The 17,721-nt window shown below is 62.0% G+C and carries 14 protein-coding genes; 8 read left to right on the forward strand and 6 right to left on the reverse strand.

Going from position 1 to position 17,721, the window contains the following annotated elements; genetic code table 11:
- The first annotated feature begins 258 nt into the window (after positions 1-258).
- The 8 genes from R4823_RS28350 (at position 259) to R4823_RS28385 (ending at position 11,711) form a co-directional block, all read left to right on the forward strand.
- Entirely contained in the window at positions 259-1,122 is an 864-nt protein-coding gene (locus R4823_RS28350; RefSeq protein WP_338616975.1) for a phage integrase N-terminal domain-containing protein, read from the forward strand.
- Between the two features lie 135 nt (positions 1,123-1,257).
- Entirely contained in the window at positions 1,258-1,554 is a 297-nt protein-coding gene (locus R4823_RS28355; RefSeq protein WP_338616977.1) for a helix-turn-helix transcriptional regulator, read from the forward strand.
- Between the two features lie 60 nt (positions 1,555-1,614).
- On the forward strand, positions 1,615-3,189 hold the full coding sequence (locus R4823_RS28360) for a class I SAM-dependent DNA methyltransferase (protein WP_338616979.1): 1,575 nt from the start codon (positions 1,615-1,617) through the stop codon (positions 3,187-3,189).
- The gene (locus tag R4823_RS28365) at positions 3,173-4,381 is read left to right on the forward strand and encodes a restriction endonuclease subunit S (protein ID WP_338616980.1); all 1,209 of its coding nucleotides are present in this window, start codon (positions 3,173-3,175) and stop codon (positions 4,379-4,381) included. The genes R4823_RS28360 and R4823_RS28365 overlap by 17 nt, the downstream gene beginning before the upstream one ends.
- 35 nt (positions 4,382-4,416) lie before the next feature.
- Positions 4,417-5,127 (forward strand): abortive infection family protein, encoded by a 711-nt coding sequence (locus R4823_RS28370; protein ID WP_338616981.1) that lies wholly within the window; start codon positions 4,417-4,419, stop codon positions 5,125-5,127.
- Positions 5,124-7,418 (forward strand): AAA family ATPase, encoded by a 2,295-nt coding sequence (locus R4823_RS28375; protein WP_338616982.1) that lies wholly within the window; start codon positions 5,124-5,126, stop codon positions 7,416-7,418. The genes R4823_RS28370 and R4823_RS28375 overlap by 4 nt, the downstream gene beginning before the upstream one ends.
- Complete coding sequence (locus tag R4823_RS28380) at positions 7,418-10,600, forward strand: type I restriction endonuclease subunit R (RefSeq protein WP_338616983.1); 3,183 nt, start codon at positions 7,418-7,420, stop codon at positions 10,598-10,600. Before R4823_RS28375 ends, R4823_RS28380 begins: the two co-directional genes overlap by 1 nt.
- A 58-nt stretch (positions 10,601-10,658) precedes the next feature.
- Positions 10,659-11,711, forward strand: coding sequence for a virulence RhuM family protein (locus R4823_RS28385; protein ID WP_338616984.1), 1,053 nt, complete (start codon positions 10,659-10,661; stop codon positions 11,709-11,711).
- A gap of 104 nt (positions 11,712-11,815) precedes the next feature.
- On the opposite strand, the gene R4823_RS28390 is transcribed toward R4823_RS28385, so the two are convergent.
- From R4823_RS28390 to rpmH, 6 genes are all read right to left on the reverse strand, one after another.
- Positions 11,816-13,015 carry an integrase arm-type DNA-binding domain-containing protein gene (locus R4823_RS28390; RefSeq protein ID WP_338616986.1) on the reverse strand — a complete coding sequence of 400 codons (1,200 nt, stop codon included), beginning with the start codon at positions 13,013-13,015 and terminating at the stop codon, positions 11,816-11,818.
- 183 nt (positions 13,016-13,198) lie between these two features.
- Entirely contained in the window at positions 13,199-14,569 is a 1,371-nt protein-coding gene (gene mnmE, locus R4823_RS28395; RefSeq protein WP_338619237.1) for a tRNA uridine-5-carboxymethylaminomethyl(34) synthesis GTPase MnmE, read from the reverse strand.
- Between the two features lie 102 nt (positions 14,570-14,671).
- Positions 14,672-16,333 carry a membrane protein insertase YidC gene (gene yidC / locus R4823_RS28400; RefSeq protein ID WP_279817117.1) on the reverse strand — a complete coding sequence of 554 codons (1,662 nt, stop codon included), beginning with the start codon at positions 16,331-16,333 and terminating at the stop codon, positions 14,672-14,674.
- Between the two features lie 228 nt (positions 16,334-16,561).
- Positions 16,562-16,915, reverse strand: coding sequence for a membrane protein insertion efficiency factor YidD (gene yidD / locus R4823_RS28405; protein WP_279817147.1), 354 nt, complete (start codon positions 16,913-16,915; stop codon positions 16,562-16,564).
- Between the two features lie 74 nt (positions 16,916-16,989).
- Positions 16,990-17,358: a ribonuclease P protein component gene (locus R4823_RS28410; RefSeq protein ID WP_087839047.1), complete on the reverse strand. Its 369-nt coding sequence runs from the start codon at positions 17,356-17,358 to the stop codon at positions 16,990-16,992.
- Positions 17,359-17,404: 46 nt separating this feature from the next.
- Entirely contained in the window at positions 17,405-17,539 is a 135-nt protein-coding gene (gene rpmH / locus R4823_RS28415; RefSeq protein WP_008650850.1) for a 50S ribosomal protein L34, read from the reverse strand.
- Between the last annotated feature and the right edge of the window lie 182 nt (positions 17,540-17,721).

Consider the following 17,721-nt stretch of genomic DNA (forward strand, 5'->3'; position numbering starts at 1 on the left):
GGTCGCCCTTCCTCGCGCGGCCTGCCGACACCTTTTCCACACTGCATCACAGGAGGTACTCATCCCAGCATATCGCGTTGTCGTCCCTTGCCATTCCTCCGCCCAGCCTTCCTACAGGAAGCAAGGCGGACGCCTCATTCGAGGCCACAGGTGAACTGAGCACCTGGCCCTTGCCCTTCGGGGATCTCGCCTTGGCGAGTTGGCAAAAACACTGACCGTTTGCTTCTCAACCCCGACAACCGATGGAAAAACACCGCGATGGACGACCTGACCTATACCCTGCGCCAGCTCTGCCTGCGCAACCGCGACGGCAGCCACGCCACCCAGGCTGACCGGCAACGGTCGCTGAGCCTGGCTGCTCGCCAACTGCGCGAAGCGGGTTTCCGCCAGATACGGGCTACTTCGCTCAAGGGCAAACACGTCGAAGCTCTGGTGCAACGCTGGCAAGCCGAAGGCCTGTCGGCTGGCACGATCAAGAACCGCATGGCGCACCTGCGCTGGTGGGCAGAGAAGGTCGGCAAGGCAGGCATCCTGCCGGCGGACAACACCAAGCTGGGCATTCCCGAGCGGCACAATGTGCCCCATGAAAACAAGGCCAAGGAACTGGATGACAAGCTGGACCGGATCACCGATCCACACGTCCGCATGAGCCTGCGCCTGCAAGCGGCCTTTGGCCTGAGGCGGGAAGAGTCCATTAAGTTCCAACCCCGCTATGCCGACCGTGGCGGCCACATCGCCATCAAAGGCTCGTGGGCCAAGGGCGGACGAGATCGGACGGTGCCGATCACGACGCCGGAGCAGCGCATGGTATTGGACGAGGCCCACCGGCTGGCAGGGGTGGGCTCGCTGATCCCCGCGAACAAGACCTACATCCAGCAGCGGCACGTTTACGACGGGCAATGCAAGGCGGCGGGCCTGAGCAACATGCACGGTTTGCGGCATGGCTATGCCCAAACGCGCTATCTGGTGCTGACAGGATGGAAGGCTCCGGCGGCAGGCGGTCCTTCGACGCAACAACTGACACCCGTACAACACAGCCAAGACCAGGTTGCGCGACAGACGATCAGCCGCGAATTGGGACATGAGCGACTGCAAGTCACGACGGTGTACCTGGGCCGATGAATTGATTCTCTTGACGCCAGCCTTGCGGCTGGAGCGCGAGCCATTGGCTCCGATGCCTCCGATGAAAAAATGCTCTACAAGCATTTAATTGATATATAATGCTTTTCAAGCATATTTACGCCACCAAGATACCCTATGGTCAACAGCGTCGCTGATCTCATTCGGGCCGCCCGCAATGGGCGAACCCAGGCGGAGTTCGCCACCATTTTGGGCGTTTCGCAGTCCCAGTTGAGCCGGTATGAGCGGGGGGAGTACGACCCGCCCGCCAAGGTGATCAATGCCTGTATGCGGGAGGCGCATATCGGCAATGGGGTATCCGCACCATCGGCTGACGACTTGGCCCAGAGGGTGCGCACGATGTTGGCCAGCCCAGATAAGGAGCAGGCACGCTCCGCCATCGCGAGCCTGTTAGCGGTGCTTGCTCATGAATAGCGATGACAAAGAACTTCTGGTGGTACTGAGCGGCCCGGCACGCACATAGGACAGGAAACAATGGCACAGAACGACAACAACGGCGGCAACCTCGGCTTCGAGGCGGAGCTGTTCAAAGCCGCCGACAAGCTGCGCGGCAACATGGAACCCAGTGACTACAAGCACGTTGCGCTGGGCCTGATCTTCCTCAAGTACATCTCCGATGCCTTCGAGTCCCGTCATGCTGAATTGCTGGCAGAGGACGCCGCTGCCGCCGAGGACAAGGACGAATATCTCGCCGACAACATCTTCTGGGTGCCCAAGGAAGCGCGCTGGTCGCATCTGCAAGCCAACGCCAAGCAAAGCAGCATCGGCGCGCTGATCGACGACGCCATGCGCGCCATCGAGAAGGACAACGAATCGCTGAAAGGCGTTCTGCCCAAGGACTACGCCCGCCCCGCGCTCAACAAGGTGATGCTCGGCGAACTGATCGACCTGATCTCCGGCATTGCCCTGAACGAAGGCAACGACAAGTCCAAGGACGTGCTGGGCCGCGTCTATGAATACTTCCTGGGCCAGTTCGCCGGTGCGGAAGGCAAGCGCGGTGGCGAGTTTTATACGCCGCGCTCTGTGGTGCGCACACTGGTGGAAATGTTGGAACCGTACACCGGGCGCGTGTATGACCCTTGTTGTGGCAGTGGCGGCATGTTCGTGCAGAGCGAACGGTTCGTCACCGAACACGGCGGGCGCATCGGCGACATCGCCATCTATGGCCAGGAAAGCAACTACACCACCTGGCGCCTGGCGAAGATGAACCTGGCCGTGCGCGGCATCGACTCTGACATCCGTTGGAACAACGAGGGCAGCTTCCACAAGGACGAACTGCGCGACTTCAAGGCCGACTTCATCCTTGCCAACCCACCTTTCAACATCAGCGACTGGGGCGGGGAGCGCTTGCGCGAAGACGTGCGCTGGCAATTTGGCGCTCCGCCCGTGGGCAACGCCAACTATGCGTGGTTGCAGCACATCTTTCATCACCTTGCACCGCATGGTGTCGCGGGCGTGGTGCTGGCCAATGGCTCGATGAGCTCGCAGCAGAGCGGCGAAGGCGAGATCCGAAAGGCCATGCTTGAAGCCGCTGATGGCGCTGGCGTGGTGGATTGCATGGTCGCCATGCCCGGCCAGTTGTTCTATTCCACGCAGATTCCGGCTTGTCTATGGATTCTGGCGAAGGATCGCAGCAATGGCTTGGTGAAGAAGACCAAACTGCGCGATCGTCGCCGCGAAGTACTCTTCATTGACGCGCGCAAGATGGGTGTGCTGGTGGATCGCACGCGGCGCGAACTAACCGATGCCGAAATCAAGCGCATTGCTTCCACCTATCACGCGTGGCGAGGGGAACCTGACGCGGGTGACTATTCGGACATCCCTGGCTTCTGTAAGTCCGCTACCCTCGAAGAAATCCGCAAACATGACTATGTGTTGACACCGGGTCGCTATGTTGGTGCGGAAGCGCAGGAGGATGACGACGAAGCTTTTGACGACAAGATGCAGCGCCTGACTGCACAGTTGTCCAAGCAGACGGAGCGTGGCGCCGAACTGGATTCGCTCATCCGTGAAAAGTTGGAGGCGTTGGGCTATGGCCAAGCTGTCTGATGTAGCTGCCATCAACCCGACCCGCAAGGTCAAGAAAGGCGAGTTTGTACCATTTGTCGAAATGGCCGCGTTGCCTTTGAGTGGGCGAGATATTTCTCCTTCAGCGGTTGAAACTCGCATCGCAAAAGCCGCTGGAGCGCATTTTCAGAATGGCGATACGCTTCTCGCGCGAATCACGCCGTGCCTCGAAAATGGTAAGACAGCACAGGTTAATGTGCTCCCAGATGGAGTTATCGGTGAAGGTTCGACTGAATTCATTGTGCTTTGTGGTCACGATTCGGCGGACAACGATTTCGTCTACTACCTGTGCCGTGCCCCGGAGTTTCGCAACTTCGCCATCTCGCGCATGGAAGGGACATCGGGGCGCCAGCGCGTTGCATGGCAATCCATTGCCAACTATGAGTTTGAGTTGCAGCAGCCAGAAGTTCGTCGCGCAGCGGCGGAAGTTCTAGCGACGCTCGACGACCGCATCAACAACCTGCGCCAGACCAACGCCATTCTGGAATCCATCGCCGCCGCGCTGTTCAAGTCCCGTTTTGTGGACTTTGACGGTGTGTCGCCAGAGGATATGCAGGAATCAGAACTCGGATTGATTCCCAAGGGGTGGCGGGCGGAAGAAGTCGGCAAGCTTGTGCAGTGCGTGGGTGGAGCAACACCTAGTACCAAGGACGAAACCTTTTGGAATGGCGGCTTACATTACTGGGCAACACCGAAAGATTTATCTGGCCTACAAGCGCCCATACTGATAACCACCGAGCGTCGTATCACCGATGCGGGCGTAGCACGCATCAGCAGTGGCCTGTTGCCTGCTGGCACGCTGTTGATGTCGTCGCGTGCCCCCATCGGCTACCTCGCCATCGCCGCCGTGCCTGTCGCCATCAATCAGGGCTTCATCGCCATGCTGCCCGGCGGTGCACTGTCGCCAGTGTGGCTGCTGTTCTGGGCGCAGGTCAACATGGAATCCATCAAACAAAAAGCCAACGGCTCCACCTTCATGGAGATCAGCAAGTCCGCATTTCGCCCCATAAAGGTCGCGCTGCCGCCGCCCGACGCACTGGCTCAGTTCGACGAAGTGGCGGCACCGATGCTGGAACGCATCCAGAACAACGAGCGCCACATTGCCACCCTCGCAGCTATACGTGACGCACTACTGCCACGCCTTCTCTCCGGCCAACTTCGGGTGCCCCAATGAGTCTGGATTGGTGTCCCGGTATCCGCGAAGCTTGCATGCATTGGCGCGATGCGCCGATGTTGCAGCAGACCTTCGAGGCGCTGGAGCGCACCTTGGAGCAGGACAACGATGCGTGCATCGACTGCGCGAAATCCATTGTCGAAGTGTTCTGCCGCATCATTGTCGATGAACTGGATTCACCCGCTCAGCCCGTCAAGCCGACAGATGCGGCCCCGAGTTTTAGCGCATGGGTCAGCGCGGCAGTGCGCGTACTCAAGCTTGGCGAGAACCAGAACAACAAGTTCCTCAAGCTGGTATCGCAGCACCACAAACTGACGACGGCCCTGAGTGATCTTCGGAATGAATCCGGGCCAGTCAGCCACGGTCGGGATGGATTCCTGGCCAAGCTGTCTGTCCATCATCGGCGCTCAGCGGTCTTGTCGGCGGACGCGCTGGTGATGTTTCTGCACCAAGCCTATCTGGAGGCACAGCGCGATCCAATCAGTTCGCGCGAGCCGTGGGAACGATTCGAGGCGTTCAATCAACTTATCGACGCAAACGTAGGACTGGAGTTGGTGACGGACGATGATGGCAACCCGGAACTTCGGGTGCTGCTGCCCGGCGGCGAATATCTTTCCCTCAACATTCCCGTCAGTCGCTTGCTCTATCAGCTCGACCGGGATGCCTACATCGAAGCCCTGAACGCTGCGCGTGGCGTACCGGTTCCGGCTGTGGAATCCGTCGAAGAACAAGGAGAGTCGGCATGAAGTTGACTCGCATCGCCAAGCTACGACTCCGAGTGTTCCGCGATTTTTCATGGCCAACAGAACTGCACCCATTCGCGCAGTTCAATGTCATCTATGGATGGAACGGCAGCGGGAAGACGACGCTGTCATGGCTGCTTTCGCTCGTCGAGAAGAAAACCGCGCTCCTAGAGGGTGAGGCGGCACTGGAGATCGACGGCACGACGAAGGTGGCAGGTTCCGCTTTCGGTTCGGCGCAAATGCCCCAAGTGCGCGTATTCAACCGGGATTCCATCAATGCCACCCTGTCGCAAACGGGCGGCGGCATTGCACCGATCTACTTTCTCGGCGAAGACAGCATCGGGAAGCAGGCACAGGTCGAGCAGCTCAAGAAGGAGCTTGCCACAACCGACATCGCGTTGCGGAGTGCCCAGGCCGAGAAGACGAAAGCAGAGTCAAAGCTGGACGATTTCTGCAAGGACAAGGCGAAGCTCATCAAGGAGCTGTTGACCACCGCGAACAGCCAGACCTACAACAACTACGACAAGCGAAATTTCAGGCGTGCCGTTGAGGCAATGGATGCACAGCGGGCGGTGGCCGCGACTCTGACCAACGAGCAGAAAGCACATCTCCATAGCCAGAAGAACGCCCAGCCAAAGCCCCTTGTCGAGAAAGTTGTTGCGCCATCCATCGACCTTGCTGCGTTGACGAGTGAGGTCGGCACGTTGGTCGGTCGCTCCGTCGTCGCGCAGACGCTCGAAGAACTGACCAGCAATTCCAGGCTTGCCGCGTGGGTGCAAGAAGGGCTTCATCTGCACTCGGGCGAGCACGCCTCCGACACCTGCCGCTTCTGCCAGCAACCGCTTCAGGCAGCACGTCGTGCCGCGCTCGAAGCTCATTTCAACGACGCCTTCGCGGGCTTTCAGAAAGACCTGTCTGCTCTTCTCTCGAAGCTGAAGGCGGCCAAGCAGGCTGCGGCCTCACTGCCGCTGCCCGATGTTTCACGCTTCTATGACGCGCTCGCGTCCGAAGTTCCATCCGCCTGCACGATGGTGTTGACGGCGCAGTCTGAGACCCAAGCCGCGCTCGATGCCCTCATCGCACGTGTCGAGGCCAAGCGAGATCAGCCGTTCGCACCCACCGCCACGCTGACACCCGCTATTCAGAAACCTTCCTCGATCACCGACTCAGTTGCCGCATTCAACAGGATCGTGGAGAAGCACAACCGCATCTCCGCAGAGTTCAAAGCGTCGGTCGATGGTGCGTGCAAGAAGCTTGAGGCCTCGTATGTCGCTGAGGCACACACCGAGTTCGTCCAACTCTCCGCTGCTGTAAAAACCGCGACTGCCGAAGTGGAGGGCATCAAGGCCACGCAGGCAGGAACCCAGACGCAGATCAATGGCCTGGAACGCGCGATCCTCGAACATCGCCGCCCCGCTGATGAACTGACCGCTGAGCTACGCGCCTACCTGGGGCGCGACGAACTGCGCTTCGAGGTGAAGGGCACCGGCTACGCGCTGACCCGCAGCGGCGAGTACGTAGCGCATTTGAGCGATGGAGAGCGCACGGCGATTGCATTCCTCTATTTCCTCAAGTCGTTGCAGGACAGAGCATTCGACTTGAAGAATGGGATTGTCGTCATTGATGACCCAGTGTCGAGCCTCGATGACAACGCACTGTTCTCGGCCTTCGGCTACATGAAGGATCGCACCAAGGAAGCCGGGCAGCTTTTCATCTTGACGCACAGCTTCTCGTTCTTCCGGCTGGTGAAGAACTGGTTCCATCACCTGCCTGGGCAACGAAAGAAAAAGATCGAAGACCGGCCCGGTCGGTTCTTCCTGCTTCGTACCCGGCGTCACGCGGACGGATCGCGCACCAGCGAGTTAGGCCATCTTGATCCTCTGCTTGAGGAGTACGAATCGGAGTACCAGTACCTGTTCAAGCGCGTCCACGAGGAGGCTCACCGCAATGACGTTGTCCAACTGGAGCACCACTACGGTTTGCCCAACGTCGCGCGCCGGTTGATTGAGGCCTTCCTCGCATTCCGCTTCCCCGAGATGAGCGGGGATCTCGGCCCACGACTCGAGCGCGTAGATTTCGACAGCGCGAAAAAGACCCGCATCCTCCGCTTGCTCAACACGTACTCACATGCTGGCGCGATCGCTGATCCGGGGCACGATCTTTCTCTACTTGCAGAAACCCAACCCGTGTTGCGCAACACACTCGAAATGATGATGGCTGTCGACCGTGAGCATTACGACGGGCTGTTGAAGCTGGTGGCTATTCAGCCCAGCGATGAACAAGGAGAACTGTAATGGCGTTCCTGTCGGAGGCAGCCGTGGAGCTGGCGCTGCTGGAGCAGTTGCGAGGGTTGGGTTATGCGATTGCTTCGGACGACGTTATCGGCCCGGATGGCAGCGCGCCGGAACGCGACAGCCACGATGTCGTCATCCTGAAAAATCGGCTGGAGAATGCCGTACTGCAGCTCAATCCGCAGCTTCCGCCGGAGGCGCGGGCGGATGCCATCCGCAAGCTCACGCAATCCGTCTTTCCCGCTCTGCTGGAAGAAAATCGCCGCATCCACGCGCTGCTGACCGAAGGCGCAGATGTTGAATACTACGGCGACGATGGCGTGCTGACGGCGGGCAAGGTTCAGCTTCTGGACTTCGATGCGCCTGAACGCAACGACTGGCTGGCCGTGCAGCAGTTCGTGGTCATCAACGGCCAGGTCAACCGCAGGCCGGACGTGGTGCTGTTCGTCAACGGCCTGCCGCTGGCGGTGATCGAACTGAAAGCACCGGGCAGCGCGGGCGCGCACCTGGCCGGCGCGTTCAATCAACTGCAAACCTACAAGCAGCAGATTCCAACACTGTTCCACACCAATGCGCTGCTGGTGACGAGCGACGGCATCGCGGCGCGAGTGGGTTCGTTGTCTGCCGATCTGGAACGCTTCATGCCGTGGCGCACCACGGATGGCAAGTCCATTCTGGAAAAGGGCCTGCCGGAACTGCCGACGCTGATCGAGGGCGTGTTCGAGAAGCAACGGTTCCTCGATGTGCTGCGTCACTTCACCGTGTTCGGCGAAACCGGCAGGGGCCTGGCGAAAATCGTGGCGGGCTATCACCAGTACCACGCAGTCAACCGCGCCATCGAGTCCACGATTCGTGCCGCCGACTCGCAGCAGGGCGTGGCCGAAGAGCCGGCATCCTACGGGCTGCCCAGCGTAGCGACACAACATAAAGGCGACCGGCGCGCGGGGGTGATCTGGCATACGCAAGGTTCTGGTAAGAGTCTGCTGATGGCCTTCTACGCCGGGCGTCTGGTGAAACACCCGGCAATGGAGAACCCGACGCTTGTCGTGCTGACCGACCGCAATGACCTGGACGACCAGTTGTTCGCCACCTTCTCGATGTGCCGCGACCTGATCCGCCAGACGCCGGTGCAGGCCGAAAGCCGCGAACATTTGCAGCAACTTCTGGCTCGGGCTTCGGGCGGCGTGATCTTCACAACCTTACAGAAGTTTGGAGAGGTGAATGAGCCGCTGACCACACGCCGCAACGTGGTCGTCATCGCCGACGAAGCGCACCGTTCGCAATACGGCTTTAGAGCGAAGGTGGATGCCAAGACCGGTGAAGTCTCCTACGGATTTGCCAAGTACATGCGCGATGCGCTGCCCAATGCCTCCTTCATCGGCTTCACGGGCACGCCCATCGAGGCCACCGACGTGAACACTCCAGCGGTGTTCGGCAATTACATCGACATCTACGACATCAGCCGCGCGGTGGAGGACGGCGCGACGGTGCCGATCTACTACGAATCGCGGTTGGCGCGCATTGAACTGGATGAGGACGAGAAACCCAAGCTCGATGCTGAGGTGGAAGCGCTGACTGAGGACGAGGCGGTCACCGAACAGGAAAAGCTGAAGGCGAAATGGGCGACCGTCGAAAAACTAGTCGGCAGCGAAAAACGCCTCGCACTGGTAGCTCAGGATTTGGTAGCCCATTTCGAAGACAGGCTGGCCGCGCTGGATGGCAAGGCAATGGTGGTGTGCATGAGCCGCCGCGTCTGCGTGGCGCTGTACGACGAGATCGTCAAATTGCGCCCGGATTGGCACAGCACCGATGACAATGTCGGAGCCATTAAAATCGTGATGACGGGCGCAGCTAGCGACCCACCCGAATGGCAGAAGCACATCGGCAACAAGACGCGACGCGACCTGCTTGCCAAACGCGCCCGCGATGCCAAAGACCCGCTCAAGCTGGTCATCGTGCGCGACATGTGGCTGACCGGCTTCGACGCCCCTTGCATGCATACGATGTATGTGGACAAACCGATGCAGGGCCACGGACTGATGCAGGCCATTGCTCGCGTCAATCGCGTGTTCCGCGACAAGCCTGCGGGCCTGATCGTGGACTACATCGGTATCGCCCAGAGCCTGAAGTCGGCGCTGGCGCAGTATTCGGCGCGCGACCAGGAAACCACGGGCGTCGATGAAGCGCAGGCCGTAGCCGTGCTGTTGGAGAAGTACGAAGTGGTGCGTGACATGTACCACGGCTTCGACTACGCCACGGCCTTGAGCGGCACGCCGCAACAGCGGCTGGCGATGATGGCCGGAGCCATCGAGTGGATTCTGGACAGGCAGCAACAATGGGCGGCGGCGGAGACCACCGAGGAGGGCAAGAAGAACGCTCAGCGGCGTTATCAGGACGCAGTGCTGGCCTTGTCGAAGGCGTATTCGCTGGCGTCAGCCTCCGACGAGGCACGTGGCATTCGCGAGGAAGTCGGCTTCTTCCAAGCTATTCGCGCCGCGCTGGTCAAGTCGAGCACGGGCTCCGGCGTGACCTCACAGGAGCGCGACTTCGCCATCCAGCAGATTGTCAGCCGTGCGGTGGTCAGCACCGAGATCGTGGACATCCTGAAAGCGGCAGGCATCCGGTCACCGGACATTTCCATTCTGTCCGACGAGTTCCTGGCCGAAGTGCAGCAGATGCAGAAGAAGAACCTTGCGCTGGAAGCCCTGCGCAAGCTCATCAACGATGGCATCCGTTCGCGCAGCAAGGCCAACATCGTCGAAACGCGGACGTTTTCGGAACGACTTGAAGCCGCCGTAGCGCGCTACCACGCCAATGCCATCACCACCGCCGAGGTGTTGCAGGAGCTGATTCAGTTGGCGAAGGACATCCGCGCGGCACGGCAGCGTGGAGAGGAATCCGGCCTCAGCGACGAGGAAATCGCTTTCTACGATGCACTGGCCGAGAACGAATCGGCGGTGCAGGCAATGGGCGATGACAAGCTCAAGGTGATCGCCCATGAACTGCTGGTGAGCCTGAAAGGCAACGTCTCGGTGGACTGGGCACATCGCGATTCGGCGCGTGCCCGGATGCGTGTATTGGTCAAGCGCATCCTGCGCAAGTACGGTTATCCGCCTGATTTGCAGGACGCCGCCGTCCAGACAGTGTTGCAGCAAGCGGAAGCACTGTCGGCCGGGTGGGTTTAGAGGGCAGATGGATGACGGATCTTCCTGCTCTCCTGCAAATTTCGCACAGGTATTGCTCATGACCGATCAACTTCAGCCTCTACCCGGCGAATTCTTGCTTTACGAGACCGAAGACGGGCGTACCCGCGTCGAATGCCGCTTCGTGGCCGATACGCTATGGCTGCCGCAGGCGGGCATGGCCGAACTGTTCCAGACCAGCAAGCAGAACGTCGCCAAGCACCTGAAGGCGATCTTTGCCGAGGGGGAATTGCGGCCCGAGGCAGTTGTCAACTATTGGTTGACAACTGCCTCTGACGGCAAGAACTACCGGGTGGCCTACTACAGCTTGGAAGCAATTCTGGCGGTCGGCTACCGGGTGCGCTCGCCACGGGGCACACAATTCCGCCGTTGGGCCACGGAGCGCCTGGCGGAGTACCTAGTCAAGGGCTTCACCCTAGACGACGAACGCCTGAAGAATCCGCCCGTCGCCGGTTCCGCCGTTCCCGACCGTTTCGACGAGTTGCTCGAACGTATCCGCGACATCCGGGCCAGCGAACGCCGGATGTACCTGCGAGTGCGCGAGATATTTTCGATGGCAGCGGACTATTCGCCCACGCTGCCGGAAACCACCCAGTTCTTCCGGTTTATCCAGAACAAGCTGCACTTCGCCGTCACAGGCAAGACCGCCGCCGAACTGATTGCCGAGCGTGCCGACAGCCGCCAGCCCAACATGGGGCTGACGACCTGGAAATCCAGCAGCGTACAAAAGGCCGATGTGACCGTTGCCAAGAACTACCTGCGGGAATCGGAAATCAGCGAACTCAACCGCATCGTCACGATGTGGCTGGACTTTGCCGAGGATCAGGCCCGTCGGCGCAAGGAGGTGTTCCTGAAGGACTGGGCGGAGCGGCTCGATGCCTTCCTGACCTTCAACGAACGCGATGTTCTCACCGGCGCAGGCCGCATCTCCAAGAAGCAGGCCGACGCCCACGCTGAGAACCAATATGAGCAGTTCGCCGTCCAGCGGCGGGCCTTGTTGGAGGCCGAAGGTGCAGATGCCAATGTGCGAGCGTTGGAGGACGCCGCCAAGGCGCTGCCCAAGCTGGGCAAAAGTAGCAGGAAGAGAAAATAAATTGCCGGGCTTGGCCCGGCCAAAGGGAAGATGAAAAGGCGATAAGGGAATGGTGCCCAAGGGACAACGGCCCTACCCGGAAAAGGAAAAGGCCACCATCACGTCTAGCCGGCACCGATCACCAGATTCCCCGACGGCGCCAGCCTGTCGATGTAGTCCGACCACGCCTGCAACATCTCCCGCCGCTGTTCGGCGTACTCCGCCCGGTTGTAGACACCACGCACGCCGCCGATGGTGTGGTTCAGCGCCTTCTCCACGACATCCGAAGACCAGCCCTGTTCGTGCAGCAACGTCGATGCGGTGCGTCGCAGGTCATGGATGGTGAAGGCAGGGATCTGCTGCCCCTGCAATGACACCTTCAGCGCCTGGTTCAGCGCATTGTTGGCAAAGGGCTTGGTCAGGGTGCCGCGCCCCGGCAGCACCCAGACGCTGCTGCTGGCGAGTGGCTTGAGTTCCTTGAACAGCGTCTGCGCCTGGGTGGACAGGTAGACGATGTGCGGCTTGCCGGTCTTGGAGTTCTCGACCGGGATGTGCCATTCGCCTTCGTCCAGATGCACGTCCTTCCACTGCGCCAGCATCAGTTCCGACTTGCGCACCAGAGTCATCAAGATCAGCTGGAAGGCGATCTTGAACTGGCGGCGGATGTTGGAGGTCTGCATGGCGCGAAGGAACTGCCGGATTTCGTCCGGCGTCAGCGCCCGGTCACGGGCGGCAGCGCGGTAGACGTGCCGCATCGGCAGGGCCATGACCGGGTTGGCCTGGATCAGGCCGCAGGTCAGCGCGTAATCGAGCATGCGCTTGAGCAGGCCGCGTACCTGCCCGGCGGCGGCATCGAAGCCTTGTTCCTTCTTGCGCCAGATGACGCTGCGCACGTCGTCGGCGGTGATGTCCCGGACCGGCTTGCTGCCGATGTGCGGCAGGATGTCCTTCTCCAGGTAGCGGCGAGGCATGGTCACGTCCTTGCGGTCGCGTTCCTGGATGTCCCTGAAGAAGCGTTTGGCGAAGTCGGCCACGGTGGCGTCTTCGGGACCGGCCACCTTCTCCTGCTGCTTCTTCTTTGCCGGCGATTCGCCCATTGCTACTTGCTGGGCCGCCTCATCCCGTTTCAGGCGCGCATTCTTCAGCGTCAGCGCGGGATATTTGCCCAGCGTCAGCTTCTCGTACTTGCCATTCAGCCGGTAGCGATAGCGCCAGACGATGCCCCCGGTCGGGAACACTTCCACATGAAGCCCCCGGTCGTCGGTGACCGTGTAGGTCTTGTCCCTGGGCTTGAGCGCCTTGAGTGCGGTGTCGGTCAGCGCCATCTCATCCTCCGTATGTCCAAGTAGGAGAAAGAAAGCAATCATCCACCTACTTGGAACTAAACTTGGACATAAAAGTGTGTGGCTTTGACTGTATCACCGAATCCGTTAGTAGACAGAAATCCCTTTGTTTACGCGGCTTAAAGCCACATCAGAAGACTTCAGTGGACGTCTCTAGACCCCACCTCACTTCCCGATGCAGAACCGCGAAAAAATCACGCCCAGCAGATCATCGCTGCTGAACTCCCCGGTAATCGAGGTCAACGCCTCGTGCGCCAACCGCAATTCCTCGGCGAACAGATCCAGCACCCGATCGCTTTGCGCCGCATGCCCGGCCGCCAGTTCCAGATGATTCGCCGCCGTCAGCAGCGCATGGATATGCCGCTCGCGCGCCAGATAAGGTGATTCCGCCGAGGGATTCCATCCGGCGATCGCCAGCAGTTCGCGCTTCAATGCGTCCAGGCCCTGCCCGGTCCTGGCCGACACGGGCAGCCGCTTGGCGCCCGCGGCCTGGGCCTGTCCGATCTGTCCGTCCTCGACCAGGTCGATTTTGTTCACCACTTCCAGCACCGGGGTGCGCGGCGGCAGCCGCGAGGTGATGGCGGCGTCGAGTTCGGGGCCCGGGCGCGTGGCATCGAGCAGGTGCACGATGACGTCGGCCTTGCCGATCTCGGCCCAGGTGCGTTCGATGCCGATGCGCTCGACGGTGTCCTCGGTCTCGCGCAGGCCGGCGGTGTCGACCACGTGCAGGGGCACGCCGTCGATGTCGATCTGTTGCACGACCTTGTCGCGCGTGGTGCCGGCGATGGGGGTGACGATGGCGGCGTCGAAGCCGGCCAGCGCGTTGAGCAGGCTGGACTTGCCGACGTTGGGCTGGCCGGCCAGCACGACGTGCAGCCCTTCGCGCAGGATGGCGCCCTGGCGCGCCTGCGACAGTAGCCGGGCCAGGTCGGCCTGGATCGCGGCCAGGGTTTCGCGGGCCTGGTATTTCTCCAGGAACTCGATCTCTTCCTCGGGGAAGTCCAGCGTGGCCTCGACCAGCATGCGCAGGTGCACGATGCGGTCGGCCAGGCCGTTGACCTCGGCCGAGAACACGCCCGTCATCGAGGCCGCCGCGCTGCGGGCGGCTGCCTCGGACGACGCGTCGATCAGGTCGGCTACGGCCTCGGCCTGGGCCAGGTCCATGCGGTCGTTCAGGAAGGCGCGACGGGTGAACTCGCCGGGCTCGGCCAGCCGCATGCCCATCTCCATGCCCGCCTGCAGACAGCGCGCCAGCAGGCGCCGCAGCACCACCGGCCCGCCATGGCCCTGCAGTTCCAGCACGTGTTCGCCGGTGTAGGAATGCGGCGCGGGAAAGGACAGCGCGATGCCTTCATCGATGATCCCGCCGTCGGCATCGCGAAAAGGCAGGTAGTGCGCATGGCGCGGCACCAGCGCGCGGCCCAGCAGCGCCTGTATCAGTCCATCGAGCGGCTGGCGCGCCGACACGCGCACGACACCGATCCCGCCGCGTCCGGCGGCGGTGGCGATGGCGACAATGGGATCCTGGTCGGAAATCATGGGCGAAGTTCGGAAAAGGCGGCGAAGCCCGTCCCCGCACTGTAAAACAAAAGGCCGTCCCGGTTTCCCGGAACGGCCCGACAAGCGCGCAGGAGACTCCTACCGATTGTTTTTTGTGATGAACCACTGCTGCGCGATCGACAGGCAGTTGTTCACCACCCAGTACAGTACCAGGCCCGCGGGGAAGAAGAACATCATGCCGCCGAACACCAGGGGCATGATCATCATGACCTTGGCCTGCACGGGATCGGGCGGCGTGGGGTTGAGCTTCATCTGCAGGAACATGGTGGCCATCATCAGCGCCGGCAGGATGAACCAGGGGTCGGGCGAGGCCAGGTCATGCACCCACAGGATCCAGGGCGCGCTGCGCATTTCCACGCTGGCCAGCAGCACCCAGTACAGCGCGATGAACACCGGCACCTGGACGATCATCGGCAGGCAGCCGCCCACCGGGTTGATCTTCTCGGTGCGGTACAGCTCCATCATCGCCATGTTGAGCTTCTGGCGGTCGTCGCCGAACTTCTCTTTCAGCGCCTGCATGCGCGGGGCGACCTTCTTCATCCGCGCCATGGACTTGTAGCCCGCGGCCGACAGCGGGAAGAACACCGCCTTGATGATGACGGTCAGCGCGACGATGGTCCAGCCCCAGTTGCCCAGCAGCTTGTGCAGCCAGGTCATCAGCAGGAACAGCGGCTTGGCGATGATGGTCAGCCAGCCGTAGTCCACCACCAGGTCCAGGCCCTGAGCCACGGCGGCCATGGCGGACTGGTCCTGCGGGCCGATCCACAGCTTGGCGTCGACGGTGTTGCCGGTGCCGGGAGCCAGCGTGCCGACGGGTTCGATGGCGCGCACGGCGTACAGGTTATTGCCGACCTTGGACATGTCGTAGGTGCGGGCCACGCCTTCGGGCGGCACCCAGGCCACGGCGAAGTAGTGCTGGATCATGCCCAGCCAGCCGTCGTTGGCCGACTTGTTGAACGATGCCTTGCCCTTCTCGATGTCCGAGAACGTGACCTTCTGGAACTTGTGCTCGGCGGTATAGATGGCCGGGCCGGTGAAGGTGCTGTAGAAATGGCTTTCGCCGGGCGGCTTGTTGCCGTCGCGGGTCAGCTGGAAGTAGAGCGAGGGCGAGACGGGCTCGGTACCGACGTTGGCCAGGTTGTGGCGCACGTCGATGGCGTACTGGCCCTTGTGCAGGGTGAAGGTCTTGATCAGCTTGACGCCGCCGCTCTCGGCCTCGAACGAGATCTCCAGCTTGTCGCCGGCCAGTTCGCGCGCCGGGGTGGTGACGTGGAAGGGCGTGCGGTGCGTCGGGAACGACGCGCCGTTGGCCGCGCCGACCACGCCGCTTTGCGCGAGGTAGACGCGCTGCGCGGAATCGTCCAGCAGCACGGTGGGGTGCTCGTGGTCTTCGATGTCGGCGTGCTTGAGCAGTTCGGCCTTGACGATCTGCGCGCCAACGGTGTCGAAGGTCAGGCGCAGCACGTCGGTGGTGACGACGATTTTCTCGGCGGGCGCGGGCTGCTGGGCCTGCGGCGCGCTACCGGGAACGGCGTCTGTGCCGGCCGCGGGCGCGGCCGCCGGCGTCGCGGACGGCACGCCGGCCTGGTCGGGCTGGGCCTGCGGAGCCTGCGCGGTCGCCGTCTTGGCGGGGGTGGAGCCGAACATCGAGGGATGTCCGTTGTACTTCTGCCAGCCATCCCACAGGAAAAGCAGGGATAGCGAGAAGATCATCCAGAGGATGGTGCGTTGCATGTCCATGGACGGATAGTTCCAATCGTCGTCGCGGCAAAGTCCGCTAGTGTAGCAAGGCCCCCCCCTACGCGCTTACGCGCGCCCCGAATGGTGGGCCCCCCAAGCCGCTACGCGGCAGCCCCCCGAGGGGGCCGGGACCCGGCTTGGGGCGGCCCGGCGCCGGGTCCCGTGGGGGCGATGCGGGTGGACCGGCAAAGCCGGATCCACCGCATCCTGGGTCTGTTTCGTGTCTTCCTACCGGTTTCCTCTTATCCAAAACGCCAGTCGTCGCCAGCCTGGTTTTACCCCAGGGCACAGCGGATCCGGCTTTGCTGGTCCGCCAGTGCCGCCCCCTGGGGGGCGCGCGTCAGCGCGTAGGGGGGGGACCATGTCCAGACCTCCTTGGGCATAGGGGTGGCAGCGGCAGATGCGGCGCAGGCCCAGATAGGTGCCATGGACGGGGCCGTGGCGGTCGATGGCTTCCATCGTGTAGGCGGAGCAGGTGGGGGTGAAGCGGCAGGACTGGCCGATCCAGGGGCTCAGGAAGTACCGGTAGAAACGGATGGGCCAGATCAGCAGGCGGCGCGGGAGCGTCGAGCCGGTGGGCAGCGCGTTGCTATGGGTTTCCGTCACGATGGGCCCCTGTTGCGGGAAATACGCCCGCCTTCGGCCGTCCGTCCGGTCTAGCCGGGGCGGTTCGCCTTCATTGCCCGGGCCAGGTGGGCGTCGATTTCCTGCCTGGCCTGGCGCTTGAGTTCGGTCAGCGAGCACGAAGGAATGCGGGCGTGCAATCTGAAGACATAATCGCCGGCCGGCAGTTCCGCGCGCCGCAGCCGGAAGGCCTCGCGCGCGACGCGTTTCAGGGCGGCGCGGCTGACCGACAGGGGGGCGTAGCGCTTGCCCACCACCAGGCCCAGCCGGGGCTGGGCCGACGGCGCCATGCTCAAAACAAAAAGCGCCCCTCTTGCAAGGCGGCGCCCTTTCAGCGCAGGAGCGAATTCCGCCGGGCTGCGCAACCGCGCGGTGCCGGGAAACGACGCGCGCGGATTCAATGCTGTAACGCTGCGTGGCCGGCCTGTACGACGGCCGGCACTGCCGTCAGATGGCCAGGCGCTTGCGGCCCTTGGCGCGGCGGGCGTTGATGACGGCGCGGCCGCCACGGGTCTTCATGCGCACGCGGAAACCGTGGGTACGCTTGCGGCGGGTGACGGAAGGTTGGTAAGTACGTTTCATGACAGTTCCTGAGTTCCGGTATGGGTATGAAAGCCGCCCCGGAAGCTTGCGCAGTCCCGGCCTGCGTGCGGCCCGGCAAAGCTTGAAGTTAAGCGCGCGCGAAGCCCGGCATGCATCCTTGGAAAGACTGCCAACCCAGGGTCTTGGATTCAGCCCGAATCTCTTCGTGAAATTCGGAAAGC

The sequence above is a fragment of the Pigmentiphaga sp. CHJ604 genome, from assembly GCF_036972535.1.
In the GTDB taxonomy this organism is placed as follows: domain Bacteria; phylum Pseudomonadota; class Gammaproteobacteria; order Burkholderiales; family Burkholderiaceae_B; genus Pigmentiphaga; species Pigmentiphaga daeguensis.